The following is a 26,756-nucleotide window of genomic DNA, read 5'->3' on the forward strand; positions in this document are numbered from 1 at the left end:
TAATCCCACGCGCACCGGCCCTGTGCAAGGGCCGGCCTGGCCCGTCAATTGGTCAGGCCAACTTCGCGCATCTTGGCAAGGAAAGTGTCATCAGGGCGACCGGTGACCGGTAGGCCGAACAGGCTCTGAAACTCCCGGATCGCCGTCTGCGTGTCCTGGCCGAGGATGCCATCCACCGTGATCGCATCATTGCCGAAGGCTTTCAGGCCCGCCTGAACCCGCATGATGGTGGGATCGGCCTCAACCGCTTCCAGCGCTGCGGTCTGCACGCGCGGCTGCGGCACTTCGGCGGCGGGAACCGGAACGCTCGCCGTCTGCGGCCTTGTGGCCATTGCGGGCTGCGCTTGCGCTGCCTGCGGCTGATAGGCGGGCCGGGGCGTCGGGATTGGTACGACTGTCGGGGTTTGCACGACCGAGGGCGTGCCCGGAGCCTGCTCCGTTGCAGACGTAGCGTTCGAGAGCCCCAACTGGCGCAGCAGCGCCTCATCGACGACCGGATTGGAATCCAGCCCCACGATGCGCCGATAATTGCCGATTGCCGTGCGGGTGGCCGCGCCCTGCAGACCGTCAATCGTGCCGTGATAGAGGCCGAGGTCTTCCAGAACCTTCTGCACCTTGCGCACGACCGGATCGCCGCCCTGAAGAACATCGGGCCGCTGCACCGGTATCGCACCGGTCGTGTCCCGGTCAGGCGCGATCTGGCGCGGCGCCTGGCTTGGCGTTTCCTGCACCGCAGCCGGGAAAGTCGGCGCAGGCGTCGTTTCAACGAAGACGGGTTCGCGCGTCGAGATCAGCGCGCCGGCGTGGAAATGCGGCTGATACCAGAGCGCATTTGCAGAAACGAAGGAAAACGCCACGGCGAAGGCCGTCGCCCCGCCAACCGCAATCGGGTTGCGGGCGATGGCCATCCCTGCACCGGCCGCACCGGCGCGCAGCAGGGTTCCAAAGGTGACCTCCGGTTCAGGCCGTCTTGCGGTATTCTTCATCGCTCCACTCATCGTCAATCGCCGGTTTGCCGTTGCCGGTATTCTGATCCTTGTCCTCGCCGACGCCGACCGGCAGGGAAATGCTCACCCGCGTGCCCTCGCCGGGGGCGCTGTCGATGGTCATGCCACCGCCCTGAAGGCCGACAAGCCCTTTCGCCAGTGCGAGGCCGAGGCCCGTCCCTTCCACATGCCGCGTCTCGTCGGTGCGCACCTGGGCAAACGGCTCGCCAATCCGCTCCAGATCGGCAGCTGCGATGCCCACGCCATTGTCGGAAACGCTGAAGTCCAGCCGGTTTCCTGAACGCTCGGCCAAAACGCTTACCTTGCCGTTCGCATGCGAGAATTTGACCGCATTCGACAGGAGATTGATCAGCACCTGCTGCACGGCGCGCCGGTCGCAATAGACCACGCCAACCGAGTCGGCAATGGCGACCTCGATGTCGATGGACCGCGCCGATGCATCACCCTGAACGAAGGCAACACTCGGGTCCACCACTTCGCTGAAGCGGAAGGCCTCGGGATGAAGCGTGTAGGTGCCGGCCTCAAGCTTGGAGATCTCCAGCGTCGAGTTCACCACCGAGAGAAGATGACCGCCAGCCTCATTGATCAGCCGCACATATTCGCGCTGCTTCTCGTTGGAAAGCTGCCCGAAAATCTCCGAAAGAAGTGTGTCGGAGAAGCCCAGAATGGCATTCAGCGGCGTGCGCAGTTCGTGGCTGACGGCAGCCAACATGCGCTTGCTCTCTACCTTCGCCACACGCGCCTCTTCGCGGGCGCTCGCCAGATCATGCTCCAGCTCGGCCATGCCGGCTTCATCGCGCAGAATGACAACGGCCCCGCCCTCGCCGGCTGCCGACAGGAGTTCGACACCGAACTGGCGGTAACCGGGTGCGCGCAGTGCACCCTGTTCCACCGGCATGCGCAGGCGCATGCTGATCGTACGCGCCTCGGCGCCTTCATTGATATCGGAGACGGCGCACAGATAGGCGACGCGGTCGGCCACATGAATGCGCTGGAAGAAACCATTGCCGAGAAGAATGTCCGAACGCACGTTCAGAAGAGTTTCAGCCTGGCTGGATGCGTGCATCACATCGCCGGAACGGTTCACGCGAAGCAGCACTGCGCTCATGCGCTCTTCAATGCCGGAGGCTTCGGGAGCCGCATCCGCGTCCGCACGCGCCGGCTCTTTCACGGTGAAGCGAAGGCCAAGCGTTGCAACGTAGATGAGCGGCACGAGCCATTGTGCAGCCGAAGGCGTCACGGAAGGCAGACCACCAAAACCAAGAGTGCCTGCGCCGAAGGAGAGCGCCACCGCGACCGCACCGGCGAAAGCGCCGGTCATCGCCGCGCGACGGGTCCGGGCAATCCAGTAGCATTCTGCGGCCAGCGCCCCGGCCAGCAGCGTCATCGGCGAGGAAACCCCGCCGGCAATCGCGATCAGCGCCGCAACAGCCGGAACAGCCATGACAAGCGCGCCGGCTTCGACGAGCCTGCGCCGTCCGGTTGCCAGAAGCAGGGCAGCCGTCAGCCAGCTCGCGGCGAACACGGCGCTCGCCAGCGCCAGCGTCTGGGCAAAGCCAACCGTCGCGGCAAGAAGCTGCGCCGCAGCGCCTGCAAACAGAAAGGGAGCGGCAAACAGAACGGCAGCAAGCCTGAGCTGATGCGAGCGTTCGGGCCCCTGCTCGACACTCGGATGGATCAGCCCTTCAAATGCTGCCGAAACGGCTGCCAGCCACTCCGGATATGGAGATACTCGTGAACTCAACTCGACGCGCTCTTGTTTGGTCCGTTCGGCGGGTTCTTGTTCCTGAGGAGACTCGCACCGAGCGTTTAAGGAAAGGATAAGCGCAGCGGTGAAACGGCCGCCTCAGGCCGCAAAACGCCGATTTCTAGCAGTAGAAAGCCGGCTGAATGTCGTCATGGTTAACGCCGCCTGAACAAAATACGCAGCTCCCCGCCCTCCAGAAAAACAGGCTTTCTCCCTTTGACCATCGCCGACACCTCAATCGGCACAGGCGCTTGGATGGTAAATCAAAGGTTAAGGCGTTTCACAGGCTTTGATGCAGACTTGTCTCGAAGGCAGTCATTTTCGAATGCGAGAGAAATTTGCTTTCAATTTTAGCAAAAATCTCAAGAGCTCCTTGGCCGGACCGTGCAATGGTAATGAAAGGGACGCCCCCTTGAGTTGGATCTTGAGCTAAACGGGGCAGGAAACGGGACTGGACGTCATGGGCTTTCTTATTCGCGCAATCTTCTGGCTTTCGCTTGTTCTGCTGTTTGTGCCGATTGGCGGCGCCGGTAATGATGGCGATGGCGCAGCGCCGCAGATCGGCGCCCTTCAGGCTCTGAGCGCTGCCCGCGATGCGGTCAGCGACATGGCAGGCATCTGCGAGCGCAAACCGGAAGTCTGCGCCACGGGTGTCGCCGCCCTTCAGACCATCGGCGTCCGCGCCCGTGAGAGCGCCCGCATGGCCTATGAGATGATCGAGGAAAGCGGCAGCGAAGCGCCCGACGCCGCAGCCGCTCCCGAAGACGCCATCACCACCGGCAGCATTCCCGAGAGCGCCGAGAACCGCTAAGCGCGCTCTTCCTGAAAAGGTTTTGCGTGACGACAGGCCGGACAATCACTATATCCGGCCCAATGAGCACGACGATTGACACCCTCTACGACGACTTCGCCTTTCTGGACGACTGGGAAGAGCGCTATCGCTACATCATCGATCTGGGCAACGGCCTTTCGGCCTACCCGGAGAGCGCGCGGGACGAGGCGCATCGCGTTCGCGGCTGCGTCAGCCAGGTCTGGCTTTACACCGAGCGCGCCGATGGCGACGATCCGGTCCTGAACTTCAAGGGCGATTCCGACGCTCACATCGTGCGCGGCCTGGTGGCCATCATGATGCTGCTCTTTTCGGGAAAGCGCGCCAGCGAAATCCTCGCCATCAATGCCGAAGACGTGCTGCGCAAGCTCGGTCTCGACGAGCACCTCACCCCGCAGCGCGCCAATGGCCTGCGCGCCATGGTACAGCGCATCCGGGATGAGGCCGCAGCCGTAGCTCCCGCAGCGGGCTAAATCTCTTGCAAGACTGATATGCGAAGGCCCTCATGGGCCTCCGCGCTGGTGTATCGTTCCGCCGCACGTCAGGCGATTTTCGGACGATAATCCTCAACGCCCCAGTGAAGAATGGGCTTTTGCGCCGCCGCTCTCCGGGCGTCCCGTGGCGCATAATGGCGGTCGAGCGCGCCAAGCGCCGTCTTCAACACCACCTTCGCTGAACGCACGGGCCAGCCGCGCTCCGTCTCCACCTGCTCGAGCCCTTTCAGGAAGCAGCAGATATCGACGAGAACGCCGGCAAGTTCCGGCCCCACCGCATTGAGCGCCCGGTCCACTCTCTGGCGCGCCGCAAGCGCCGCGTCGGTGAGTTCGGCCCCCTCGCCTGCCCCACCGCTCCTCCTGCCCGCCGAAACCGTCGCCACCCAGTTGGCGCTCATCCGCGGCATGATCTGCCCGCGCGTATAGTCTGCGCGCAGCCTTTCCCCCGCATCGAACTCCGCCTGGTTCAGAAATGGCTGGCCATTGCGCGCCCGCCGGCGGGCAAGCTGGGCGAGCGGCGATTCGCTCAATGTCGCCGACACCACTTCACGCTCCAGCCCCTCGCCAAAGCTTCGCTGTTCGAGCTCCCAGTGCTGCCTGCGAAAAGGTTCCTCACGCGCGCCAAGCCTGCACGCATGTGCGCTTCCCGCCTGCGTCAGCTTCACCCGTTCCCCATCACGAGAGACCAGATCATCACGGCTCAGCCTTTCCAGCACATCACGCGCGATCGAGATCGTTCCCCGCTCTCCGCCATCCAGAAGCACCGCCCCCGTCTTCGCCCCGCGCTGAAGCCAGGCGGGCCCCTTCTGCAGAAACCGCAACGCCCTCTGAAATTCACGGCGCTGACGCACATCGTCCTTCATCACCGCCATCTCAGCGCACCTCCATATTGCGAAACGCAGCCGAGGTGATCCGCTCCGTCATCAGCACGATCCGGTCGAATTCTTCATCGTCGCGCATGTCCTCGATCAGATGGCACGCATATTGAACCGTGGTCCGGTCACGCCCGAAGCCACGCCCGACCTCGGTCATGTTCAACCCAAGCACAACATGCGCGACATACATTCCGATCTGGCGCACCCGCGTCACGCTGGTGGATGACCGACGGGCCTCGCGCAGCTCGCGCCCGCTCACATTGAACAGCGCTGCGAGGATATCGATGACGCATTCGCAGACGTCGCCCAGCCGCTCTTCGGTGACGGGGCTCAAGCGCCGCGCAAATGCCGGACGCTCGGTCTCCTCGGACACTCCTTCCGGCTCGGCTGCGTCTTGCGGCGGTTTGGTGGAATTTGAAAGCACAGGCATTATCCCTTCCCAAAAAAGAGGAATAAATTCTTATACCCTACACAACCACCAAAGCGAACAAAGAGGGAACGATATTTCCCCATCGATCAATCAAGATCTTGAAATACAGACATAAAAAATCTGAGGAACTGTTTTCCAGCACAGGTTTATCCCCGCCCGTGCCGCGCGCCCTCATAGTCACCCCAAATCAAGACAGGGATCGACCATGACCGCGATGAAGCAAGAACGCCTTGAGTTCCTTGAAGAAAAGAGAAAACGCCATGAACTGTCACGGCAAACGGCAGCACTGTTCCTCATTGGCGGCATCGATCTTGCCAAAGCGCTACAGACAGAAGGGGCAGAACGCGCCGCTGTCGTTCAGCGCCTGAAGCGTCTGATCGAAAGAGAGCGCCTGAAGGGTGTGCGCGGGCACTGGAGCTATGATCTCAACCGACACATCGCTCTAAAACAGGGGCTGGAACGCCTGGCGCCGGAAACACCATGCCCGGCACGAAGAAAATCCACACATCCGCCCGCAGCATTCTCTCTGGGCGCTCGCACAGTCCGGCGAATTCCCGGAAGCGCATGAGAGGCGTCGCATTTTGCGCAACAGGAAAAGCCCCCCCTGAAACAAATCAGGCGTCGCTGTGGCAGCGACGCCTGAACCTTGAAGCGTGTAATCTCGGCGTAGCCGTTACACTGGATCACCCTGCGCCCAGCCGGGCAACAAAGGATGATCGAAACTTTTATAGAGCAGCCGAACAACCGAAAACCGGATGCCGCCTCTCGGTCCGAAGCTCTAGGTCTCTTTGCGCTTGCGGCCTAAACCCATCTGCTTGGCCAGCTTCGAGCGGGCAACCGCGTAGCTGGGCGCAACCATCGGGTAGTTCGGATCAAGGCCCCACTTCTCCCGATACTGCTCCGGCGTCATGCCGTAATGCGTCATCAGGTGACGCTTCAGCGATTTGAACTTCTTACCGTCTTCGAGACAGATAATGTAGTCTTCATGCACCGAGCGCTTGGGGTTGACGGCCGGCTTCTGCTTCTCGGCCGGCGGCGCCTCAGGCGTTCCGCTGACACGGCCAAGAGCCGAGTGCACATCAGAGATCAGGTTGGAAAGCTCAGATGCGGGAACCGGATTGTTGCTGACATACGCGGCAACAACGTCCGCGGTCAGCTCTATAAGCATGTTGTCGTTCTTTACAGAATCGTCGTTCATTTCGTTACCTTGCCCCAACGTCATTAAAATTGGTCTCACCTCAAGTCGCCACTCATGAGGTCTCTAAAGGGAGCCAGATGTTTTTGGCATTTCTTGGCCCGACTCCCGATGAGGCAGCAATCTTATGATTACTTTTCTGCTTTCGGTCAACTCACTTTTTAAGTCTTATACTAGGCGACACTAGAAGCCGATTGTTTATCTCATCTCAAAAAAATCAAATTCATTCCAAAAATCAGACAAAATTGAGCTTACTGGAAAATTATATCTAAGCCCGCCTTATTAAATTTGAGTATTGAAGCCATGCCTTGTGAGGTATGACCCTGCACCCGAAGCCGCACTTCCCGGGAAAAGCCGGCTTCAGGCTTTTCAAAGACCATCATAAGTAGAATCCATCCCGGCAATGCCTCAAAAAGGATTTACCGGAAAATTATTCCACTATTCTTTGTCACTTCTTGCCTCTGCGTCAGGGGTCGTCGCATCCCCTCCCGCATTCGCCATCTCATCATGCACCGAACGACCCCAGAGCTTGTAGCCGGCCGCATAGGCGGCCTTGGCCAGGAGATGCGCGGAAATGGGCGCTGTCAGCAGGAAGAAGACCACGGCAGCGAGCGCGCGCGTGACGATGGCCTGATCCTGCGCAAAGATCGCCAGGGCGATCAGCAACAGGCCCGAGCCGAGCGTGCCCGCCTTCGACGCCGCATGCATGCGGGTGTAAAGGTCAGGCAGGCGCAGAATGCCAATGGCCGCCACCAGCGTGAAGGCAGCGCCAATGATCATGAGCGCGCCGGTGAGAATGTTCAGCACGTCGCCCATCATTGGTCCTTGTCCCCGTAAATGCCCAGCGTATCGCGCTTCACGAACTCCTGCTCATAGCGGCGGCTGAGCACGAAGCGCGCAAACGCCACCGTCGCAAGGAAGCCGACAAGGCCAAGCGCAATGGCGATGTCGAGATAGAGCGTGAAGCCCGTGCGAATGCCGATGACGGCGATGAACCCGATGGCGATCGTCACCAGCATGTCGAGAGCAAGAACCCGGTCGGGCAGGCTCGGCCCCACCAGCACCCGCACCACCGTGAGAAGAAACGACAGGCTGAGCAGGGCAAGCGCCACAAACTCGGCGAAGACGAGGAATTCTTGACTGGCGCTCATCGAAACGCCTCCATGATCTTTCGTTCAAAACCATCGGCGATGTCGCGACGCAGTTCATCCGGGTCGGAACAGTCGATGGCGTGCACGTAGAGGAAACGGCGGTCTTCCGACACGTCGACGGACAGCGTGCCCGGCGTCAGCGTGATCAGGTTCGCCAGAAGCGTGATCTCGAAATCGCGATCCACCTTGAGCGGATAGGCAAAAATGCCGGGTTTGATGTCCATCTTGGGCGACAGAACGAGAATGGCTACACGCCACGCTGAAAGCACCAGCTCGTAGAGGAAGAGAAGCGCCAGCGAGAGAACCCGCATGCTGCGCTCGAAATAACCGAGCGAGCCCACCTGCTCGCGGATCAGATAGAGCGTGGCCGCACCAAGCAGAAAGCCGAAGAGGAAGTTCGGCAGCGTGAACGAGCCACTCACTGCGGTCCAGATCAGCGCCAGGAGAATGTTGATCAGGGACAGTTTCATTGCGCTGCCTCCACGGGAAAGACCGCTCCGATATAGGCGGACGGATCCAGAAGCCCTGCCGCAGCGGTCTCTGCGATGCGAATGAAGGGCTCAGGATACACGCCAAGAAGGATGATCGGAATGCAAAGCAGAGCCAGCGACACATAGCCGAGCCCCGGCCGTGCGTTCGGCTCGCCGCTCGGCGCGCCTTCGGGCCGGTTGCGCCAGATCGCCAGGATATAGACGCGGCCAAGCGCAATCGTGGTCAGAAGACCCGTCGCGAGAATGGCCAGCGCGAGCCATGGCAGGCCGGATTCCAGCGATGCCTGCACAAGCAGGATTTTCGGCCACAGGCCGGATGCCGGCGGCAGGCCGGCCACGGCAAGCATCAGGATCAGCGCGAAGGCCCCCATCGCCGGATAGGCGCGGTAGAGACCGCCCAGCTCATGCAGCGAATAGCTGCCGCCAAGCTCCTTCATCACGCCCGCAAGCAGATAGAGCGCCGTCATCGCCAGAATGGAATGGAAGGCATAGAGAACCGTACCGGTAAGCCCCTCTTCCGTCCCCAGCGCCAGACCGGCCAGCATGACGCCCACACCCGAGATCACCACGAACCCCAGAACCCGGCGAACATCCGACTGGGCAAGCGCGCCCATGATGCCCAGCACCATCGTGCCGGCAGCCACCCAGGCGATCACGCCGGAAAGCTCCACGCGCTCGACCGGGAACATCATCACCAGCACGCGCAGCAGCGCGTAGACGCCCACCTTGGTCAGAACGCCACCAAACAGCGCCGCCGTGACGATGCGCGGCGTGTGATAGGAAGCCGGCAGCCAGAAATTGACGGGAAACGCCGCCGCCTTCATGCCGAAGGCGAGCAGATAGAGAACCGCCAGCGTCATCAGCGGCCCGGTGTCGCGCACGGCGTCGACCCTGCGCGCAATGTCCGCCATGTTCAGCGTGCCGAACGTGCCGTAGAGATAGGCCGTCGCCGTCAGGAACAGCGTCGTGCCCACAAGGTTCAGGATCGCATATTTGGTCGCGCCGTCGAGCTGGCGTTCCGTCGAGCCCAGGATCAGGAGACCGAAGGACGAGATCAGGAACACCTCGAACCACACATAGAGGTTGAAGATGTCGCCCGTCAGGAACGAACCGCCCACACCGGCCATCAGGGCCATCACGAACGGGTAGAAGCCGTAACGGCGTCCCGTCGCCCCGATGTCCTTCATGGCGTAGAGCGCACACACGGCTGCCACCAGCGTCGCCACGAAAGCGAGCGAAGCGCCCAGCGCATCTGCGACAAAGGAAATGCCGAAGGGCGGCAGCCACCGCCCCATGGTCATCACCTGCGGCCCGTCGGCGAGCACCTGCAGCAAGAGCGCCGCATTGGCTGCCAGCGTCAGAAGCAGGCCGGTGATTGCGATACCGGCATGCAGGCGCGTCTCATGACGCACCATCAGCAGGATCGCGGCAAAAAGGATCGGCACCCCAACCGGCGCCACAATCATCCAGTCACCCAGCGTGGTCGGCTGGATCACCATTGCATCGGAAATGTCTATCGATTCAGCGGCCATCAGTGTCTCAGTATCCAAGCGGGGGCAGTGGCTCGCCCTCAGGTTCGGCGACGCGCATTCCGTCCGTATCGTCCGTTCCAAGTTCCTGATAGGCGCGGAACGCCAGCACAAGGAGGAACGCGAACAGCGAGAACGAGATCACGATTGCCGTCAGCACCAGCGCCTGTGGCAATGGGTTGGCGATCGCGGAGTCCGGCGTCTGCAGAGCCTCGGGAATGATCGGCGGCACCTCACGCATGAGCCGCCCTGCCGTGAAGATCGACAGGTTCACCGCATTGCCGAAGATCGAGACCCCCAGCAGGATGCGGATGATGTGCTTTGAAAGCATGAGATAAATGGCAACGGCAAAGAACACGCTGACCACAAAGGCAAGAGCGGCTTCCATTATCCATGCTCCCTTTCTTCAAGCGCCAGCGCGATCGACGTGATCGAGCCGAGCACCACCAGATAAACGCCGATGTCGAAGAACAGGACCGTCGACAGGTCCAGCGGCACGCCCAGAAAGTTCACCTTGGTCCACAGGCCCGTCATGAACGGCACCTGGAAGAAGTAGGAGAGCCAGCCAGCCAGCGCCGAGACCAGAAGTCCGAAACCGGAAATCGCCATCGGGTGGAAGTAAAGCGCCCGCCGCACCGGCGAAACACCACAGGCAATGCCATAGATCGCAAACGCAGAGGCCGCGATCAGACCGCCGATGAACCCGCCCCCCGGCTCATTGTGCCCGCGCAGAAGCACGAACACGGAGAACAGGATCATCAGGCTCGTGAGATAGGGCGCGACCGTGCGGAAAATCAGAGTGCGCATATCAGCCCTCCCCGTTCTTGGAAGCGATCGGCTTCACACTGCGAACACGTACCAGCGCCAGAATGGCAAGGCCCGCAATCATCACCACGGCGATCTCGCCCAGCGTATCCGTCCCGCGGAAGTCCACCAGAATGACGTTCACGATGTTGCGGCCATGCGCCAACACACGCGAATACTGCGTGAAGAAATCGCTCAGCTCGCTGTTGAACGGCACCTGCGTCACCCGCAGAAGCATCAGGCCGAGGGCCGCGCCGCACGTGCCCGCAACCGCCACGTCCATCACCTTCTCGCCCGTCGGACGATGATCCGTCGGCGAAAGCCGCAGACGCGTCATGACCAGCGCCAGGATGACCACCGAGAGCGTCTCCACCATGAACTGGGTGAAGGAGAGATCCGGCGCGCCCAGCAGCATGAAGATCAGCGCCACGGAGAAACCCTGAATGCCCAGCGAGACAATCGCCGTCAGGCGGTCGCGCGCATAGATCACCGCGCCCAGACCGATCAGCGCGATCAGAAGCACCGTCCACTCATAGAACGGCATGCGCGGCATCGAAGGAACAGCCGGCCACTCTTCATAAAGCCCCATCGGGATCAGGACGGCAGCGGCAACGGCGATGAAGGTCGCCGTCATGTAGTAGTCCAGCCGGCCGTTCTGGATGAGATTGGTCACCGAGAAGGAAACACGTGTCAGGCCGCGCATTACCTGGTCGAAACCCTTGTCCGGGCCCCAGCCGATGGCGTTGAGGATGCCGGCCATCGCCGCGCGCCCCTGCCCCAGCATGACGAACACCAGAACGCCGAGCGCAACCGTCACCACCGACAGCGCCAGCGGCATGCCGATATGCGGAATGGTCGAAATCGTCACCGTCACGGCCTCGCCGAGCACGGCGCTCGACATCGGGCTGCTGACGACCTCATGGCTCACGCCGGAGAACAGCGCCGAGACCAGCCCCAGCGCGCCCAGCACCACCGGCCCGAGCCAGAGCAGGATCGGCCCTTCATGGACATGTTTGGGCGTTTCCACCTTCGCGCCAAGGAACGGCTTCAGCGCCACGGCGAAGCCGATGGCGAACATCAGCCCGTTGCCGGCGAGCGCCACCAGCGTCAACATGGTGGTCCAGCCATTGGCAAAGCCGAGGCCGGCATAGATCTCTTCCTTGGCGAGGAAGCCGAAGAACAGCGGCACGCCGCCCATCGAGGCCGCCGCCAGAACAGCCGCCGTAAAGGTGATCGGCATTGCCGTGCGCAGGCCACCGAGCTTCGTGACGTCGCGCGTGCCGGATTCGTGGTCGACAAGGCCCGCGACCATGAACAGCGCGCCCTTGAACATGGAGTGCGCCACGAGATAGAGCACCGCCGCCTCGACCGCCTTTTCCGAGCCCACGCCCGTCAGCATGACAAGCAGACCCAGCGAAGCCACGGTCGTGTAGGCCAGCATCAGCTTCAGGTCCGTCTGGCGCACGGCCAGAAGCGTTCCCACCAGAAGCGTCGTGCCGCCGAACAGCGGCAGAATGGTTTCCCAGGCAGCCGTATCACCCAGCACCGGATTGAGGCGCATCAGCAGATAGACGCCCGCCTTCACCATGGTCGCCGAATGCAGATATGCCGAAACGGGCGTCGGCGCTTCCATCGCGTTGGGGAGCCAGAAGTGGAACGGGAACTGCGCCGACTTGGTGAACGCGCCGCCCAGAATGAGCAGCAGCGCCGCCATGTAGAGCGGTGCATCACGCAGCGCGCTCTCGGTCGCAAGCAGCGCCGACATGGAGTTGACGCCCGTGGCGCTCCAGATCACCAGAAGACCGGCAAGCAGCGAAAGGCCGCCAAGCCCCGTCACCACAAGCGCCTGCAGAGCCGCACGGCGCGAAGCCTCGCGCGAGTGATCGAAGCCGATCAGCAGGAACGAGGTGATCGAGGTCAGTTCCCAGAAAACGAACAGGGTGAGGAAGGAATCCGCGACCACAAGGCCCAGCATCGAGCCCATGAACATCAGGATGAACGAGAAGAAGCGCCCCTGATGCTCGTGCCCCTTCAGATAGCCGCCCGCATAAAGCACGATCAGCGTGCCGATGCCCGAGATCAGCAGCGCGAAAGTGACGGAAAGACCATCGAGGAACCAGGAAAAATCAACCGAAAGGCTCGGTATCCATGCATATCCGCCCGTCAGCGTTTCGCCATCGGAAACGGGTCCGACAAAGCCCGTAAAATGCAGAAAAATGAGAGCGGGCGCGATCGCCAGCACCCAGGCTGCATTGTGATGCAGCGCCCTTGTAAGCGCTGGTGCTATGGCGGCGGCTGCGAACGGCAGCAACAGAGCGAGAAATGTCAGCCACTGGCCGTCTGCCGTCATGAACTCTCCCCACTGGACTTAGTGTTTCAAGAAACTTCAGAAAATCTCACGGTGACATAAACACTCGCCCTCGGCACGACAAGGCGTAAACGCAACTCACAGGCGCGATGAAACGACGCCATTCACAAGAGATTGGTCAGCTTAAACCACCGGGGGCTCACTATGCAAAAACACCGCTGGAATCATGCCCACACAATCGGCAGGCCCCATCAGGTCGTTTGTTCCCCTATATAAGTAGAATGCATCATTCACGTTGCCCACGTGAAACATAATGCAGCTTAGACACAGTCTTTTATTTCGACTGCCCAGAAGAGGCGGATCGCGCCCTCGATCTTCCTGCCCTCCCCGCGCCGCAGGTATTTTTTCGATTGGCCATTGCCACGCGCCCCTTCGGCGGGACAAAAATGCGCCCAGCTTCACGCAGCGCTTCGCGCCGCACCTGCACACATTCCGCAGATACTCCAAGGTTTGCCATGACTTCCAAAGCATTTTCCTCGACAGCCAGCGCTCCCTCGCCCGAAGCCCGCCCCGTCAGCGACACCCGCCATGGCATCGAGCGCACGGACGACTATGCCTGGATGCGCGCCGACAACTGGCAGGAAGTCCTGCGCGACCCGGCCCTTCTGGCAGACGACATCCGCGCGCATCTGGAAGCCGAGAACGCCTATCAGGCGGAACTTCTGGCCGACACGGAAGCGTTGCAGAAAACCCTGGTCGCCGAGATGCGCGGACGCATCAAGGAGGACGAGACCTCCGTACCTGCCAAGGACGGCCCCTACGCCTATGCCGCCGGTTTCCGCACCGGGGGCGAATATCCGCGCTTCTTCCGCCTGCCGAGCGATGGCGACGACAACGCCCAAGAGGAAGTGCTGCTTGATGGCGACCGCGAGGCCGAGGGCAAGAGCTATTTCCGCATCGGCGGCGCCGACCATTCGCCGGACCACAAGCGGCTTCTCTGGGGCCAGGACGACAAGGGGTCGGAGCTCTACACACTGAGTGTGCGCGATCTCGAAAGCGGCAAGGAGCTTCCCGACACGGTCACCGAAACCGGTGGAAGCGGCGAATGGGACGCAGCCGGCAGCGGCTTCTTCTACACAAGGCTTGATGAGAACCACCGCCCGTCAAAAATCTTCTACCACCGGATCGGCGCGGATTCCGCTGAAGACCGCCTCATCTACGAGGAAGCCGATCCGGGTTTCTTCGTCGACGTGTCCGGCAGCCGCAATCACGACTGGATCTATATCTCCGCCCACGATCACGAGACGTCGGAGTGCCGCATCCTTCCCGCAAGCGATCCCGACGCCACGCCCCGTCTGGTGGCCGCGCGCGAAACCGGACTGCAATACGATCTGGAAGAAGGCGGCGACATCTTCTTCATCCTCACCAATGCGGATGACGCCAAGGACTTCAAGATCGTCACCGCGCCCGCAGGCGATCCCGCCCGCGCCAACTGGCAGGATCTGGTGCCCCACGAGCCGGGCCGGCTCATCCTCGCCATCATGGCGTTTGCCAATTACCTCGTGCGTCTGGAGCGCAAGGACGGCCTGCCGCGCCTCGTCATCCGCGACCGCGCCGACGGGTCGGAACATTTGATCGCCTTCGACGAGGAGGCCTATTCGCTCGGCCTGATGGGGTCCTACGAATACGACACCGAGACGCTCCGCTTCTCCTATTCGTCCATGACCACGCCGCAGCAGGTCTTCGACTACGACATGCGCACCCGTAAGCGCACACTCCTGAAGACGCAGGAAGTGCCCTCCGGCCACAATCCGGATGACTATGTCACCCGTCGCCTCATGGCCCCTGCCCCCGATGGCGAACTGGTGCCCGTGTCGCTGGTCTATCGCAAGGACATCGCACTGGACGGCTCCGCGCCCTGCCTGCTCTATGGCTACGGCGCCTATGGCATGGCCATGCCCGCCGCTTTCAACACCAATTGCCTGTCTCTGGTCGACCGCGGCTTCGTCTACGCCATCGCGCATATCCGCGGCGGCAAGGAAAAGGGCTACGCCTGGTATGAGGACGGCAAGCGCGAAAAGAAGGTCAACACCTTCACCGACTTCATCGCCGCCGCCCGCCATCTGGTCGCCGAAGGCTATACCAGCCACGACCGCATCGTGGCCGAGGGCGGGTCCGCCGGCGGCATGCTGATGGGCGCAATCGCAAACATGGCCCCCGAGGCGTTCGGCGGCATCGTCGCCGCCGTGCCGTTTGTCGATGTGCTCAACACCATGCTCGACGACACGCTGCCGCTCACCCCGCCGGAATGGCCCGAATGGGGCAATCCCATTGCCTCAAGGGCCGATTACGACACCATCGCCGCCTATTCGCCCTACGACAATGTGGGCGCGAAGGACTATCCGCCCATTCTGGCGCTCGCCGGCCTCACCGATCCGCGCGTGACTTACTGGGAGCCTGCGAAATGGGTGGCGCGTCTGAGAGAGCGCAAGAACGGCGACAATCCGGTTCTTCTGAAAACCAATCTCGACGCCGGCCACGCCGGAGCCTCGGGCCGCTTTTCGCGGCTCGAGGAAAAGGCGCTCACCTATGCCTTCGTCCTGAAGGTCACCGGGAAGATGGATAACCGTTAGGCTTCGGCTGAACGGCAAGAAGATAGGCCGCGATCGCGTCGCGGTCTTCCTTGGAAAGCCGGGCCATGTTCTTCTGCACGGAGACCATGGCTCCGCCAACCGAATCGAACTCCGGCGTAAAGCCGCTTTCCAGATAATAGGCGATGTCCCCGGCCGACCAGGAGCCAATCCCGCCATCACCCGTGGTGATGTTCGGCACGATGCCCTCGCCTTCCGCCGAAACCGCACCCGCAAGCCACTGATCGTAGAGCTGTCCGCCGGCAAAATTGCGCGGCGTGTGGCACTCGCCGCAATGGCCCGCACCCTCCACGAGATACTGCCCGCGCCGTTCCGCATCAGAAGCATCGGCTCCCAGCGCAACCACCGGCTCGTCATGCATATAGGCCAGTTTCCATAGCCCGATGCCACGACGCATGGTGAAGGGGAACGAAAGCTGATGCTCGCCCGCATCGCCCTCCACTTCGGGAAGCGTCTTGATGAAAGCGAACAGGTCGCTCACATCCTGCGGCTCCATCCGCGCATAGGAGGGATAGGGAAACGCCGGATAGTAATGCTCGCCCTCGGGCGAAACCCCGTGCAGCATCGCATTGGCGAACTCCATGTCGCTCCAGCCGCCGATGCCGTCCTGCATATGTGGCGAAATGTTCGGTGCGACGAAGGTTCCGAAATCGGATTTCAACTCAACACCGCCGGCAAGCTCCAGCCGCGCATCGCCGTCAGCTCCGGGGCGCGCATGGCATGAGGCGCAGCCACCGGCCCAGAAGACCTGCTCGCCACGCTCCGCACTCGGCGCTTCCAGCGCGCCAAGCGCCCCGGCCTCCAGTGAGGTCGGAGCGCTCAACAGCCAGAACGCCGCTCCACCGCCCGCGATGACAATGAGGGCAGTGGTCAGCAATTTCTTCTTCATGACAATCCCGATCGTCCTGAGCTGAAAAACCGAACCGAAAGCCCGATACGGCTTTTCGGTCCGATGTTCTCGACTAGAGCAATTCCAGGAAAAGTGGGAACCGGTTTTCGGTCCGGAATTGCGTAAGACAATGAATTAGAGCGTTTTCGCGTTTCAACAAAAAGCGGAAAGGCTCTAGTTGTTCTGAACGCGGAACTTCTCGTGGCAGCTTTTGCAATTGCTGAACACCGGGCCGATTGCCGCCTGGAAAGAAGCGAGATCCGCCGGTCCGTCCTTGCCTGCCGCGTCTAAGGCAGCCGCCGTGTCGGTCATGTATTTGTCGAGCGCGGCCTGAAAGCCGGCTGCATCTTCCCAGATCGCGGGTGCAGCGGTGGTGTCGCCCTCGCCCGAACCCTCGGGAAAGAATGCGCCATACGATTTTGCGCCTGCGTTCAGCGTCAGGATCGCAGCCTTGGCGATTGCGGGATTATAGGCCAGCTCTTCCTTCATCATCGCGCCGGCAAGGCCGGCAGAAGCGGCCGTTGCCTGCATGATCGACTTGCGCACGGCAATCGGATCATCGGCCGCGGCAACGCCGGAAACCGACAGGCAAAGCGCTGAAACGGCAAGTGCAATCTTCTTCATGGAAACCCTCCGGTAATTTGTTCGAACAATACCCGGACCAACGCGATTGGCCGGGAATTATTCCGGGGAACGCCTTCACGCTTTCGTGAAGGTCGGTCGAATCAAAAAGGCCCGGCGCTGGGCCGGGCCTCTCGAATACAGCCAGAAGCCGTACTTATTGTGAAATCCACAAGCGGAATTACGAAGCCTGCTCGTAAAGCTCCAGCACGTAGTCCCAGTTGATCAGGCTGTCGACGAACGCCTCGAGATACTTCGGACGCGCGTTGCGGTAATCGATGTAATAGGAGTGCTCCCACACATCGACGCCGAGGATCGGCGCTGCGTCGTGAACCAGCGGGTTCTCGCCATTCGGGGTCTTCATGATCTCAAGCTTGCCGTTCTTGACAGCAAGCCATGCCCAGCCCGAACCGAACTGCGTTGCACCGGCATTGATGAAGTCGGCGCGGAACTTGTCGTAGCCGCCCAGATCGCTGTCGATGGCCTTGGCGAGCGCGCCGGGAAGGCTGGTGCCGCCGCCGTCTTTCTTCATCCACTTCCAGAAGTGAACGTGGTTGTAATGCTGGGCCGCATTGTTGAACAGGCCGGCATTCTTGCCGAAGGACTGCTTGACCACTTCCTCGAGCGACAGGCCGTCCATGCCTGCTTCTGCAGCCAGCTTGTTGCCATTGTCGACATAAGCCTTGTGGTGCTTGTCGTGGTGGTACTCCAGCGTTTCCTTCGACATGAAGGGCTGCAGTGCCTCATAATCGTAAGGCAGATCCGGCAGTTCAAAAGCCATGGTGGTAAACTCCCTCGTACAGGTGGTTGAATTCTGCAGGACGCAGATGGTGCTCTCCCTTGAGAGAGACAATACCCATCGCGTCCGATTGTTCCCGAATGATCAGGCGGGCACGCCCGAATGGGCCCACTCCCAATAGAGGTCACGGGCCTTTTTGGCCACAGGACCAGCCTGATAATTCTGATCTTCGACCCGGCTCACCGGCACGACCTTGGAGTGGTTGCCGGAGGAGAACACCTCGTCCGCTTCAAGGAAGTCCTTCACCGACAGCGTCTTTTCAACGACTTCCATGCCTGCATCGCGCAGAAGGCCGATCACGCGGGTGCGGGTGATGCCGGTCAGGAACGTGCCGTTCGGCGCAGGCGTGTAGACCACGCCATCCTTGACCATGAAGATGTTGGAGCTGCCGGTCTCGGCCACATTGCCCAGCATGTCGAGCACCAGCGCATTGTCAAAGCCGCGGCTGCGCGCTTCCATGATGGCGCGGGCGTTGTTCGGGTAGAGGCACCCCGCCTTGGCATTGGTCGGCGCGGTCTCATAGGTCGGCCGGCGGAACGGCGAAACGCCAACGGAAAAGCCGGTCGGCTCCAGCATCGGCGCTTCATAGAGGCACAGGCAGAAACGGCTGGAATCCGGGTCCGCCGGCACGCCCATATAGCCGCCGTGCTCGCCCCAGTACATCGGGCGGATATAGACAGCCGTCTTGCCGTCGAACTTCTTCAGACCGTCATTCGCCAGCCCGATGATTTCGTCAGCCGAAACCTTCGGCGTGAGGCCGAGATTGGCGGCGGAAGCGTTGACGCGTGCCGCATGCAGATCAAGGTCCGGCGCAACATTCTCGAACCAGCGCGCACCGTCGAACACGGTCGAGCCGAGCCACATGGCGTGGCTGCGCGGACCGATGAGGGGTACGTTGCCCTCATGCCAATCGCCATCAACATAGGTCCAGGTCGTCGATTGGACTTCGGTCACTACGGTCATACTGCGCCTTCCTTCCTGATGATCACGCAAGAATCTCTGCAAAGATGCGAAATTCTTAAATTCTCGGTGCCAATTATGGAAATGACTTTGTCCGGTCCCGTCAATCGCCGCCATGCGCCTTTCGATGAGGCCAGACCACGCTTCTTGACCGTCTCCAGCCCGTGCGGTCAAGTACGGAGTGCGTAAAGGAGTAATGATGCGCCACGCGGCCTATGTGTTCGATGCCTATGGCACCCTGTTCGACGTGCATGCGGCGGTGCGTCGCCATGCCGGCGAAATCGGGCCGGAAGGACAGCGTTTTTCGGAACTGTGGCGCGCCAAGCAGCTCGAATATTCCTGGGTCTTCACCCTGATGGGCGAATACACCGACTTCTGGACCATGACGGAGCGGGCGCTCGATTTCGCCTTCGCAAGAATTCCCTCGGTCGACCGCCGCCTGCGGCAGGATCTGCTCGACGCCTACTGGCAGCTCGACTGTTATGAAGAAGTTCCCGCGGTCCTGAAAGCGCTGAAGGCCGGCGGCGCGCGGCTGGCGGTCCTGTCCAACGGGTCGCCCGCAATGCTGGAATCGGCAATCCGCTCCTCCGCCCTCGACACGGTTCTGGATGAGGTTTTCTCGGTGGAAACGGTCCGCCGCTTCAAGACCGATCAGAGCGTCTATGAAATGGTCACCAATGCCTGGCGCATCTATCCGCAGAACGTCTCGTTCCAGTCATCGAATCGCTGGGACGTTGCGGGCGCACAGCATTTCGGATTCCGCACGGTCTGGCTCAACCGAACGGACCAGCCGGACGAATATGAAGAGTTTCCGCCTGACCTGATTCTACCGTCCCTCGACGGATTACTGACGTAACGTAAGAAGATTCCGCACATTCCGGGCGCGTGCTATGATGCATCTATAACACACTCGACCAGGAACTGCGCCGAATGCGTGATTTTTCACCTTCAAGTCAAAGTTACTCGGTCTATCAAGCATGTTCCGATAACTTCTCTCACCCTAGGGCGGGAACAAGGGATTTAAATCCCGCATGTGATCCGGAGGGCCGGCATTCAGGCTTTCGGGGTCATCAGTCCTGACGAAACGCGAGTACACGAAGAAACCATGTCCAATTCCCCCACTGCCGTACGATCACTCACCCGGCGTCGTTTTCTGTCCCTGAGCGCAATTGGCGCCGCATCGGTCGGCCTGTCCGCCTGCGTCAGCGACCAGAGCGAAAAGCCCGCGATTGTCTCGCGTCCCGCGCCCAAGCCCGGCCCCGTCCAGTACAATTCCATGTACTCGGCCGTCGTTGATGCCGGCTACGACATTCCCGCTGTTCCGATCGAGAAGATCAACCCGCGCTACTACCGTCAGGAAGTTGCCGATCCGACCGGCGAGCGTCCCGGCACCATCGTCGTCGACACCGCCAACCACTTCCTCTACCTCGTGCTCGAGAATGGCCGCGCCCTGCGCTATGGCGTCGGCCTTGGCCGCGCCGGTTTCGAGTGGGCCGGTCGCGCCGAGATCAAATACAAGCAGCAGTGGCCCCGCTGGTTCCCGCCGGCAGAGATGATCGACCGTCGCCCGGAGCTCGAAAAATATCGTTCCGAGTACGACAAGGCCAACGACAAGTGGGTCGGCGGCATGCAGCCCGGCGTTTCCAACCCGCTCGGCGCCCGCGCGCTCTACATCTTCGAAGATGGCAAGGACACGCTCTACCGCGTTCACGGTTCGCCCGAGTGGTGGACCATCGGAAAGTCGGTTTCCTCGGGCTGCGTGCGCATGCTCAACCAGGACGTGATCGACCTTTACACGCGCGTTCCAGATGGTGCGCCGATCCTCGTCACCTCGGGCCTGCGCACCGTTTGACGCGATGGTCCCGTCAGGACTTGAATGAGAAAGGGGCGCTCTAGCGCCCCTTTTTTAAACTCCCGAGAATGCCCCGCACCAGCGCCCTTCCAAGCGAGGTGCCGACGGAGCGGACCACCGATTTGATGGCGGCTTCCGTGACCGACTGCCGGTTGGACGTGCGCCGGCGCGGCGTGGTCGTCGTCTTGCGCCGCGTCGTGGTGGTGGTTTTCGCGCCATCGCCGAAATCGGGCAGCGACCAGCGCGTGCGCCCTTCCCCGTCACCGGCCTCTTCGGCCTCCTGCGCGCTTGCCTCGGCCTTCGCCTTCTCTTCGGCTTTCTTTTGCAGCATCTCGAAGGCGGATTCGCGGTCGATGCTCTCGTCGTACTGACCGAACACCGGGCTCGCCTTCATAAGCTTGTCGCGTTCTGCATCCGTGATCGGCCCGAGCCGCGATGCCGGCGGGCGGATCAGCGTCCGCTGCACGATCGAGGGAACGCCCTTGGATTCCAGCGTCGAGACCAGCGCCTCACCGACGCCAAGCTGCGTGATCGCTTCGAAACAGTCGAATTCGGGATTGGGCCGAAACGTGTCAGCCGCCGTCTTCACGGCCTTCTGCTCGCGTGGCGTATAGGCGCGCAATGCGTGCTGAACGCGATTGCCGAGCTGGCTCAGAACCGTCTCGGGAACATCCAGCGGGTTCTGCGTGACAAAATAGACGCCAACACCCTTGGAGCGGATCAGCCGCACCACCTGCTCGACACGCTCGACCAGAACCTTCGGCGCGTCATCGAACAGGAGATGCGCTTCATCGAAGAAGAAGACGAGGCGCGGCCGGTCCGGGTCCCCCACTTCCGGCAGTTCCTCGAACAGTTCCGAAAGCAGCCAGAGCAGGAAGGTCGCGTAAAGACGCGGGTTCATCATCAGCTTGTCGGCGGCCAGCACGTTGATCGCGCCGCGACCATCGCGCGTGGTGCGCATGATGTCGCCGATCTCGAGCGCCGGCTCGCCGAAGAAGAAGTTCGCCCCCTGCTGCTCCAGCACCAGAAGCGTGCGCTGGATCGCGCCGACAGACTGCTTCGACACATTGCCGTAGCGCGTGCCGATCTCGTCGGCGCGGTCCGCCACATGCACCAGAAGCGCCTGCAGGTCCTTCATGTCGAGCAGCAGCAGCCCTTCCTCATCGGCAATGCGGAAGGCAATGTTCAAAACACCTTCCTGCGCGTCCGAGAGGTTCATCAGCCGCGACAGAAGAAGCGGCCCCATCTCCGAGATGGTGGTGCGGATCGGGTGGCCCTTCTTGCCGAAGAGATCCCAGAAAATGACCGGGAATTCCTGAAACTCATACGGGTCGAGCTTGATCGCGTCGGCGCGTTTGGTGAGGAAGTCCTTCTCCTCGCCCATCATGGCAATGCCGGAAAGGTCGCCCTTCACATCCGCGCAGAACACGGGCACGCCCGCATTCGAAAACCCTTCAGCGAGGATCTGCAGCGTCACCGTCTTGCCGGTGCCGGTTGCGCCGGTGACGAGCCCGTGCCTGTTGGCGTATTTCAGCAGAAGACGCTCGGCCTGCTGGTAGCTGTCGTCCGGATGCCGACTGGCCCCCAGAAAAATCGTGTCGTCTGCCGTCATGAAATAGCCTCGCTCGATCAACCCGTTGCTGCGCAATGTTCTCCGGTATAGTCAGCCCCGCAGAAACACTCAACGGCGTTGTGCACGCGCGCTGAAAGCGAGGCTTTCATGCAACGCTCGGGGCTATTTGGCCTATTGTGCATTGCGGCGTGATCTGTGGCGTCCTAAACTCCGGGCTCAGTAAAGGGTGGTTGCCTTGGGCTGGAAACGCGCAAAGCGGCGGATCCGGCCTCGGCCATCGGCGAATCGGGAGGCATGATGGATCGCGCGATCCTTAAAAAAGTGAAGTTCCCCCAGATCGATCAGGAGCGCTGGCGCGACCTGGTGGTCGAATCCCTGAAGGGGGAAGCAGGTCCGGAAGCTCTCTCCTGGCAGACGGATGACAACATCTCCATGCGCGCACTTTACGAGCGCATGCAGGACGCCAAGCCGCTGGCGCGCGGCCGTGGAAAATCCGGCTGGGCGCATGTTCAGCGCATGGACGACCCGGATCCCGTGCGCGCCAATCTCCAGGCGAAGGAAGACATCGCACAGGGTGCAACGGGCCTCGCGCTCGTCTTTGCAGGCGCTCCCAATGCATTCGGCTTTGGCATGCCCGCAACGCCCGAGGCGGTTGCCAAGGCGCTCGACGGCATCGACCTGCAGGGCATGCATCTGCGCATGGACGCCAATCCGAGCAGCCGCGCCATTGTCGACTGGCTGACCCAGCTTTTCACCGAGCGCCGCATCAACCCGGCCGCCATGACGCTTTCCTTCGGCATTTCTCCGGCGGCCACCTTTGCCGGCACCGGCAAGCTGCGCATGTCCATCGAGGCGCTTGAAGCCTCCATGCCGCAGTCCTTCGCGGGCTTCTTCGCGATGGATCTGCCCGGCATCCTGCTCGAGGGCGATGGCCGCGTGTTCCACAATGCCGGCGCTTCCGAGGCGCAGGAGCTTGGCATCATGCTTGCCTCCGCAGTCTCGCATCTGCGCATGTTCGAGCAGGCCCGCCAGCCGCTTGTCTATGCCGCGCCGCATATCGGCTTCTCGCTCTGCGTCGATCAGGACCAGTTCCTGTCGATTGCCAAGATCAGGGCCCTGCGCCGCCTGTGGGCGCGTGTTCAGGAGACCTGCTCCATCGAGCCGTCTCTTGCGACGATCCACGCAGAGACCTCCTATCGGATGATGACGGCGAAGGACCCGGAGACGAACACGCTGCGCACCACCATCGCCGCCTTTGCGGCGGCTGTTGGCGGCGCGGACACGCTGTCCGTCCTGCCGCACACCATCGTCCACGGCCTTCCTGATCCCGATGCGCGGCGGCTTGCCCGCAACACGCAGCTCATTCTCTCCGGCGAAAGCCATCTGGATCTGATCATCGATCCGGCGGCTGGCGCCGGCGGCATGGAAACGCTCACCGCCGCGCTCTGCGAAAAGGCGTGGGACGAGTTCCGCCGCATCGAGAGCGAGGGCGGCGTGCTGCGCAGCCTGATGAACGGACACATTCAGGAGCGCGTGCTCGACATGCGCGAGCGCCGCGAGCAGCGCATCAATGACGGCAAGAAGGCCATTGTCGGCACCACCATCTATCCGGCTGCCGAAGAGCGCCCGGTCAAGACGCTCAAAGCGGTTTCGCCCGACATCTCCGGTGAGGTGGCCGCCGTGCGTTGCCAGCCGCTGCTTGCCCAGCGTCTCGACGAGACTGGAGGAGGCATCGCATGATCCCGGACTTCGCCAGCATCGACTGGTCGGTCCCTCATTCATCGCCTCTCCCAGCCCAGACCCCGCCGGCAGAAACGCCGGAAGGCATCGCCATCAAGTCTTCCTATTCAGAGGATGACTTAAGGGGTCTGCGCTTTCTCGACACCTATCCGGGCGCCGCGCCCTTCATTCGCGGCCCCTACCCCACCATGTATACCCGCCGGCCCTGGACCATTCGCCAGTATGCCGGTTTCTCGACGGCTGAAGAATCCAACGCCTTCTACCGGCGCAATCTCGCCGCCGGCCAGAAAGGCCTGTCGGTCGCCTTCGACCTCGCCACCCATCGCGGCTATGACAGCGACCACCCCCGTGTTGCGGGCGATGTGGGCATGGCCGGTGTGGCGATTGATTCCATTCTCGACATGCGCCAGCTCTTCGACGGCATTCCGCTCGACAAAATGAGCGTGTCCATGACCATGAACGGCGCGGTTCTGCCGATCATGGCGCTCTACATCGTCGCGGCAGAGGAACAGGGCGTCGCCCACAGGGACCTTTCGGGCACCATTCAGAATGACATTCTGAAGGAGTTCATGGTCCGCAACACCTATATCTACCCGCCCAAGCCCTCGATGCGGGTGATCTCCGACATCTTCGCCTACACGGCGGAGCACATGCCCAAATTCAACTCCATCTCGATCTCCGGCTATCACATGCAGGAGGCCGGCGCGTCCGCCGATCTGGAGCTGGCCTACACCATCGCTGACGGCATCGAATATGCCCGCGCCGGCATCGCCGCCGGGCTCGACATCGACCGTTTCGCGCCCCGCCTGTCCTTCTTCTGGGCCATCGGCATGAACTTCTTCATGGAAGTGGCCAAGATGCGCGCCGCGCGTCTTCTCTGGGCCACGCTTCTGAAAGAGAATTTCGCGCCGAAGAGCGAGCGCTCGCTGTCGCTGCGCACCCATTGCCAGACATCCGGCTGGTCGCTCACCGCGCAGGATCCCTACAACAATATCGTGCGCACCATGGTCGAGGCCATGGCCGCCACGCAGGGCCACACCCAGTCTCTGCACACCAACGCCTTTGACGAGGCGCTGGCCCTTCCGACCGACCATTCCGCCCGCATCGCCCGCAACACGCAGCTTGTGCTGCAGCTTGAATCCGGCACCAAGCGCATGATCGACCCATGGGGCGGCTCCCATTTCGTCGAGCGCCTCACACACGATCTCGCCAACCGCGCCCTCAAACACATCGAAGAGGTGGAAAGCCTCGGCGGCATGGCTGCGGCCATCGAGAAGGGTGTGCCGAAGATGCGCATCGAGGAAGCGGCTGCCCGCACCCAGGCGCGGATCGATTCCGGCGAACAGCTCGTCGTCGGCGTCAACAATTACCAGCCCGAACGCGACACCGAGGTGGACGTGCTCAAGGTGGACAACGCCGAAGTGCGCGCCCGCCAGCTCGCCAAGCTGCAACAGCTCAAGGGCACCCGCGACGTGGCCGAGACCGAGAGCGCCCTTGCCGCCCTCACCCGCGCTGCCGGGGGAGACGGAAACCTTCTCGAATTCGCCGTCCGCGCCGCCCGCGCCAAGGCAACGGTGGGCGAGATTTCTTCGGCACTCGAAAAGGTCTTTGGCCGCCATGTGGCCGAGATCCGCACCATTTCCGGCGTCTACCGCAAGGAGGTGGGCGACCTTCCCTCCGTCGAACGCGCGCACCAGAAGGTGGAGAAATTCCGCAAGAAGACCGGAGCCGCCCCCCGCATCCTGATCGCCAAGATCGGGCAGGACGGGCATGACCGCGGTCAGAAGGTCATCGCCACCGCCTTCGGCGATCTGGGGTTCGACGTCACCGTCGGCGCCATGTTCCAGACGCCTGAGGAAGTGGCCGAGCTTGCCATCGCCAATGATGTGCAGATCGTCGGCGCATCGTCGCTCGCCGCCGGTCACCTCACCCTCATCCCCGAGCTCAGGACGGCGCTGGAAAAGCGCGGCCATGGCGACATTCTTCTGGTGGCCGGCGGTGTCATTCCCCCGGATGATTTTGCGGCCGTACATGAAGCCGGCGCTGCGGAAATCTTCCCACCTGGCACGATCATCCCGGAAGCCGCCGAGCGCCTGCTCGACCGGCTTCTGAAATCAGGCTGATCGCCCCATTCTTGAAATGGCCGCCCCTCTGTTATACCTTAAGTTATAACACACGGAGCCAAAGCCATGAATGTAACCATTCGCAAGATCGGGAATTCGGAAGGTGTCATCCTGCCGAAGGAAGTGCTTGAGCGGCACAATTTGCGCGCCGGTGACACGCTTAACCTTCTCGAGGACGGAACGGAGCTGCGCCTTCGCCCCCCGGCAGAGGATCCGGAAGAGTTCGAGCGGAAGATGAAGATCGCGCGTGAGCGTATGAAGAAATACGAAACGGCCTACCGTGTTCTGGCCAGGTGACCGAGTTTCATTCACGCGTATTCATAGAAGCGCTGCATCTTGAGCAGTTGCGTCTTCATGGCGGCGCCAACGGGGTCTGTGATGAAGGCGCACTGGAATCTGCGCTTCATCGCCCTCTGCAGAAAGAGGCCTATGAAGAGCCCGACTTGTGCGCGCTCGCAGCTGCCTATCTTTTTGGCATTGTAAAGAACCACCCCTTTGTCGACGGAAACAAGCGTACCGGCCTCGCCGCAGCCGACCTCTTTTTGTACTTCAATGGACTGAGCATGGAAGCGGAACAGCACGACGTTATTCAACTCGTTCTTATGATCGCCGCCAGCGAGATCGATGAAGCAGGCGCTGCGGCATTCTTCCGCGACCACACGGTCCCTCTCGAAACCTGAACCTCACG

At 61.7% G+C, this 26,756-nt stretch carries 27 protein-coding genes; 10 read left to right on the forward strand and 17 right to left on the reverse strand.

Annotated elements, in window-relative coordinates; all coding sequences use genetic code 11:
• Positions 1–44: 44 nt before the first annotated feature.
• The gene (locus tag AC4PTT_RS14715) at positions 45–986 is read right to left on the reverse strand and encodes a peptidoglycan-binding domain-containing protein (protein WP_492161530.1); all 942 of its coding nucleotides are present in this window, start codon (positions 984–986) and stop codon (positions 45–47) included.
• Positions 961–2,751: a sensor histidine kinase gene (locus AC4PTT_RS14720; protein WP_297557992.1), complete on the reverse strand. Its 1,791-nt coding sequence runs from the start codon at positions 2,749–2,751 to the stop codon at positions 961–963. Before AC4PTT_RS14720 ends, AC4PTT_RS14715 begins: the two co-directional genes overlap by 26 nt.
• A gap of 463 nt (positions 2,752–3,214) precedes the next feature.
• Here AC4PTT_RS14720 and AC4PTT_RS14725 point away from each other — a divergent pair, with 463 nt between their 5' ends.
• Entirely contained in the window at positions 3,215–3,565 is a 351-nt protein-coding gene (locus AC4PTT_RS14725; RefSeq protein WP_299937001.1) for a DUF5330 domain-containing protein, read from the forward strand.
• A 62-nt stretch (positions 3,566–3,627) separates the two neighbouring features.
• Positions 3,628–4,056 (forward strand): SufE family protein, encoded by a 429-nt coding sequence (locus AC4PTT_RS14730; RefSeq protein ID WP_113154599.1) that lies wholly within the window; start codon positions 3,628–3,630, stop codon positions 4,054–4,056.
• A 68-nt stretch (positions 4,057–4,124) separates the two neighbouring features.
• Here the strand turns inward: AC4PTT_RS14730 and AC4PTT_RS14735 are convergent, their stop codons facing one another.
• On the reverse strand, positions 4,125–4,949 hold the full coding sequence (locus AC4PTT_RS14735; protein WP_492161531.1) for a DUF6456 domain-containing protein: 825 nt from the start codon (positions 4,947–4,949) through the stop codon (positions 4,125–4,127).
• Position 4,950: 1 nt separating this feature from the next.
• Positions 4,951–5,382 (reverse strand): helix-turn-helix domain-containing protein, encoded by a 432-nt coding sequence (locus AC4PTT_RS14740; protein ID WP_224873348.1) that lies wholly within the window; start codon positions 5,380–5,382, stop codon positions 4,951–4,953.
• A 205-nt stretch (positions 5,383–5,587) separates the two neighbouring features.
• Between AC4PTT_RS14740 and AC4PTT_RS14745 the strand changes: the two genes are divergently transcribed.
• Complete coding sequence (locus AC4PTT_RS14745) at positions 5,588–5,950, forward strand: cytoplasmic protein (protein WP_224873347.1); 363 nt, start codon at positions 5,588–5,590, stop codon at positions 5,948–5,950.
• Positions 5,951–6,160: 210 nt separating this feature from the next.
• Here AC4PTT_RS14745 and AC4PTT_RS14750 read toward each other — a convergent pair whose 3' ends face one another.
• The 8 genes from AC4PTT_RS14750 to AC4PTT_RS14785 all read right to left on the reverse strand — a co-directional run bounded on the left by AC4PTT_RS14750 (position 6,161) and on the right by AC4PTT_RS14785 (position 12,902).
• A complete protein-coding gene (locus AC4PTT_RS14750; protein ID WP_206545903.1) occupies positions 6,161–6,580 on the reverse strand; it encodes a Ros/MucR family transcriptional regulator in 420 nt (139 codons plus the stop codon).
• Between the two features lie 435 nt (positions 6,581–7,015).
• Positions 7,016–7,393, reverse strand: coding sequence for a monovalent cation/H(+) antiporter subunit G (gene mnhG / locus AC4PTT_RS14755; protein ID WP_113156224.1), 378 nt, complete (start codon positions 7,391–7,393; stop codon positions 7,016–7,018).
• A complete protein-coding gene (locus tag AC4PTT_RS14760; protein ID WP_206545902.1) occupies positions 7,393–7,728 on the reverse strand; it encodes a cation:proton antiporter in 336 nt (111 codons plus the stop codon). Before AC4PTT_RS14760 ends, mnhG begins: the two co-directional genes overlap by 1 nt.
• A complete protein-coding gene (locus tag AC4PTT_RS14765; protein ID WP_113154595.1) occupies positions 7,725–8,198 on the reverse strand; it encodes a Na+/H+ antiporter subunit E in 474 nt (157 codons plus the stop codon). Before AC4PTT_RS14765 ends, AC4PTT_RS14760 begins: the two co-directional genes overlap by 4 nt.
• The gene (locus AC4PTT_RS14770; RefSeq protein WP_113154594.1) at positions 8,195–9,751 is read right to left on the reverse strand and encodes a Na+/H+ antiporter subunit D; all 1,557 of its coding nucleotides are present in this window, start codon (positions 9,749–9,751) and stop codon (positions 8,195–8,197) included. Before AC4PTT_RS14770 ends, AC4PTT_RS14765 begins: the two co-directional genes overlap by 4 nt.
• A 7-nt stretch (positions 9,752–9,758) precedes the next feature.
• Positions 9,759–10,136 carry a Na+/H+ antiporter subunit C gene (locus AC4PTT_RS14775; RefSeq protein WP_113154593.1) on the reverse strand — a complete coding sequence of 126 codons (378 nt, stop codon included), beginning with the start codon at positions 10,134–10,136 and terminating at the stop codon, positions 9,759–9,761.
• Positions 10,136–10,555, reverse strand: a complete 420-nt coding sequence (locus AC4PTT_RS14780; RefSeq protein ID WP_113154592.1) for a Na+/H+ antiporter subunit B — start codon at positions 10,553–10,555, stop codon at positions 10,136–10,138. The genes AC4PTT_RS14775 and AC4PTT_RS14780 overlap by 1 nt, the downstream gene beginning before the upstream one ends.
• Before the next feature lies 1 nt (position 10,556).
• A complete protein-coding gene (locus AC4PTT_RS14785; protein ID WP_492161532.1) occupies positions 10,557–12,902 on the reverse strand; it encodes a putative monovalent cation/H+ antiporter subunit A in 2,346 nt (781 codons plus the stop codon).
• Between the two features lie 473 nt (positions 12,903–13,375).
• On the opposite strand from AC4PTT_RS14785, the gene AC4PTT_RS14790 reads away from it, so the two are divergent.
• Positions 13,376–15,493 carry a S9 family peptidase gene (locus AC4PTT_RS14790; RefSeq protein WP_492161533.1) on the forward strand — a complete coding sequence of 706 codons (2,118 nt, stop codon included), beginning with the start codon at positions 13,376–13,378 and terminating at the stop codon, positions 15,491–15,493.
• On the opposite strand, the gene AC4PTT_RS14795 is transcribed toward AC4PTT_RS14790, so the two are convergent.
• The 4 genes from AC4PTT_RS14795 to AC4PTT_RS14810 form a co-directional block, all read right to left on the reverse strand.
• The gene (locus AC4PTT_RS14795) at positions 15,468–16,400 is read right to left on the reverse strand and encodes a cytochrome c (RefSeq protein WP_492161534.1); all 933 of its coding nucleotides are present in this window, start codon (positions 16,398–16,400) and stop codon (positions 15,468–15,470) included. The genes AC4PTT_RS14790 and AC4PTT_RS14795 overlap by 26 nt on opposite strands.
• Before the next feature lie 174 nt (positions 16,401–16,574).
• Positions 16,575–17,024, reverse strand: coding sequence for a c-type cytochrome (locus tag AC4PTT_RS14800; protein ID WP_113154588.1), 450 nt, complete (start codon positions 17,022–17,024; stop codon positions 16,575–16,577).
• Between the two features lie 178 nt (positions 17,025–17,202).
• The gene (locus AC4PTT_RS14805) at positions 17,203–17,802 is read right to left on the reverse strand and encodes a superoxide dismutase (protein ID WP_113154587.1); all 600 of its coding nucleotides are present in this window, start codon (positions 17,800–17,802) and stop codon (positions 17,203–17,205) included.
• 102 nt (positions 17,803–17,904) lie between these two features.
• The gene (locus tag AC4PTT_RS14810; RefSeq protein ID WP_297562882.1) at positions 17,905–18,783 is read right to left on the reverse strand and encodes a branched-chain amino acid aminotransferase; all 879 of its coding nucleotides are present in this window, start codon (positions 18,781–18,783) and stop codon (positions 17,905–17,907) included.
• A gap of 196 nt (positions 18,784–18,979) precedes the next feature.
• On the opposite strand from AC4PTT_RS14810, the gene AC4PTT_RS14815 reads away from it, so the two are divergent.
• A complete protein-coding gene (locus tag AC4PTT_RS14815) occupies positions 18,980–19,636 on the forward strand; it encodes a haloacid dehalogenase type II (protein WP_113154585.1) in 657 nt (218 codons plus the stop codon).
• A 249-nt stretch (positions 19,637–19,885) separates the two neighbouring features.
• Complete coding sequence (locus AC4PTT_RS14820; protein ID WP_206545897.1) at positions 19,886–20,632, forward strand: L,D-transpeptidase; 747 nt, start codon at positions 19,886–19,888, stop codon at positions 20,630–20,632.
• A 40-nt stretch (positions 20,633–20,672) separates the two neighbouring features.
• On the opposite strand, the gene AC4PTT_RS14825 is transcribed toward AC4PTT_RS14820, so the two are convergent.
• Positions 20,673–22,244 (reverse strand): helicase HerA-like C-terminal domain-containing protein, encoded by a 1,572-nt coding sequence (locus AC4PTT_RS14825; protein WP_206554013.1) that lies wholly within the window; start codon positions 22,242–22,244, stop codon positions 20,673–20,675.
• A gap of 255 nt (positions 22,245–22,499) precedes the next feature.
• Between AC4PTT_RS14825 and AC4PTT_RS14830 the strand changes: the two genes are divergently transcribed.
• From AC4PTT_RS14830 to AC4PTT_RS14845, 4 genes are all read left to right on the forward strand, one after another.
• Entirely contained in the window at positions 22,500–23,945 is a 1,446-nt protein-coding gene (locus AC4PTT_RS14830; RefSeq protein WP_206545895.1) for a methylmalonyl-CoA mutase family protein, read from the forward strand.
• Positions 23,942–26,068, forward strand: coding sequence for a methylmalonyl-CoA mutase (gene scpA / locus AC4PTT_RS14835; RefSeq protein ID WP_492161535.1), 2,127 nt, complete (start codon positions 23,942–23,944; stop codon positions 26,066–26,068). The genes AC4PTT_RS14830 and scpA overlap by 4 nt, the downstream gene beginning before the upstream one ends.
• A gap of 66 nt (positions 26,069–26,134) precedes the next feature.
• Positions 26,135–26,365: an AbrB/MazE/SpoVT family DNA-binding domain-containing protein gene (locus AC4PTT_RS14840; RefSeq protein ID WP_206993704.1), complete on the forward strand. Its 231-nt coding sequence runs from the start codon at positions 26,135–26,137 to the stop codon at positions 26,363–26,365.
• The gene (locus tag AC4PTT_RS14845; protein WP_475078839.1) at positions 26,362–26,748 is read left to right on the forward strand and encodes a type II toxin-antitoxin system death-on-curing family toxin; all 387 of its coding nucleotides are present in this window, start codon (positions 26,362–26,364) and stop codon (positions 26,746–26,748) included. Before AC4PTT_RS14840 ends, AC4PTT_RS14845 begins: the two co-directional genes overlap by 4 nt.
• Positions 26,749–26,756: the final 8 nt, after the last annotated feature.

This window comes from Nitratireductor sp. WH36-1 (genome assembly GCF_058725515.1).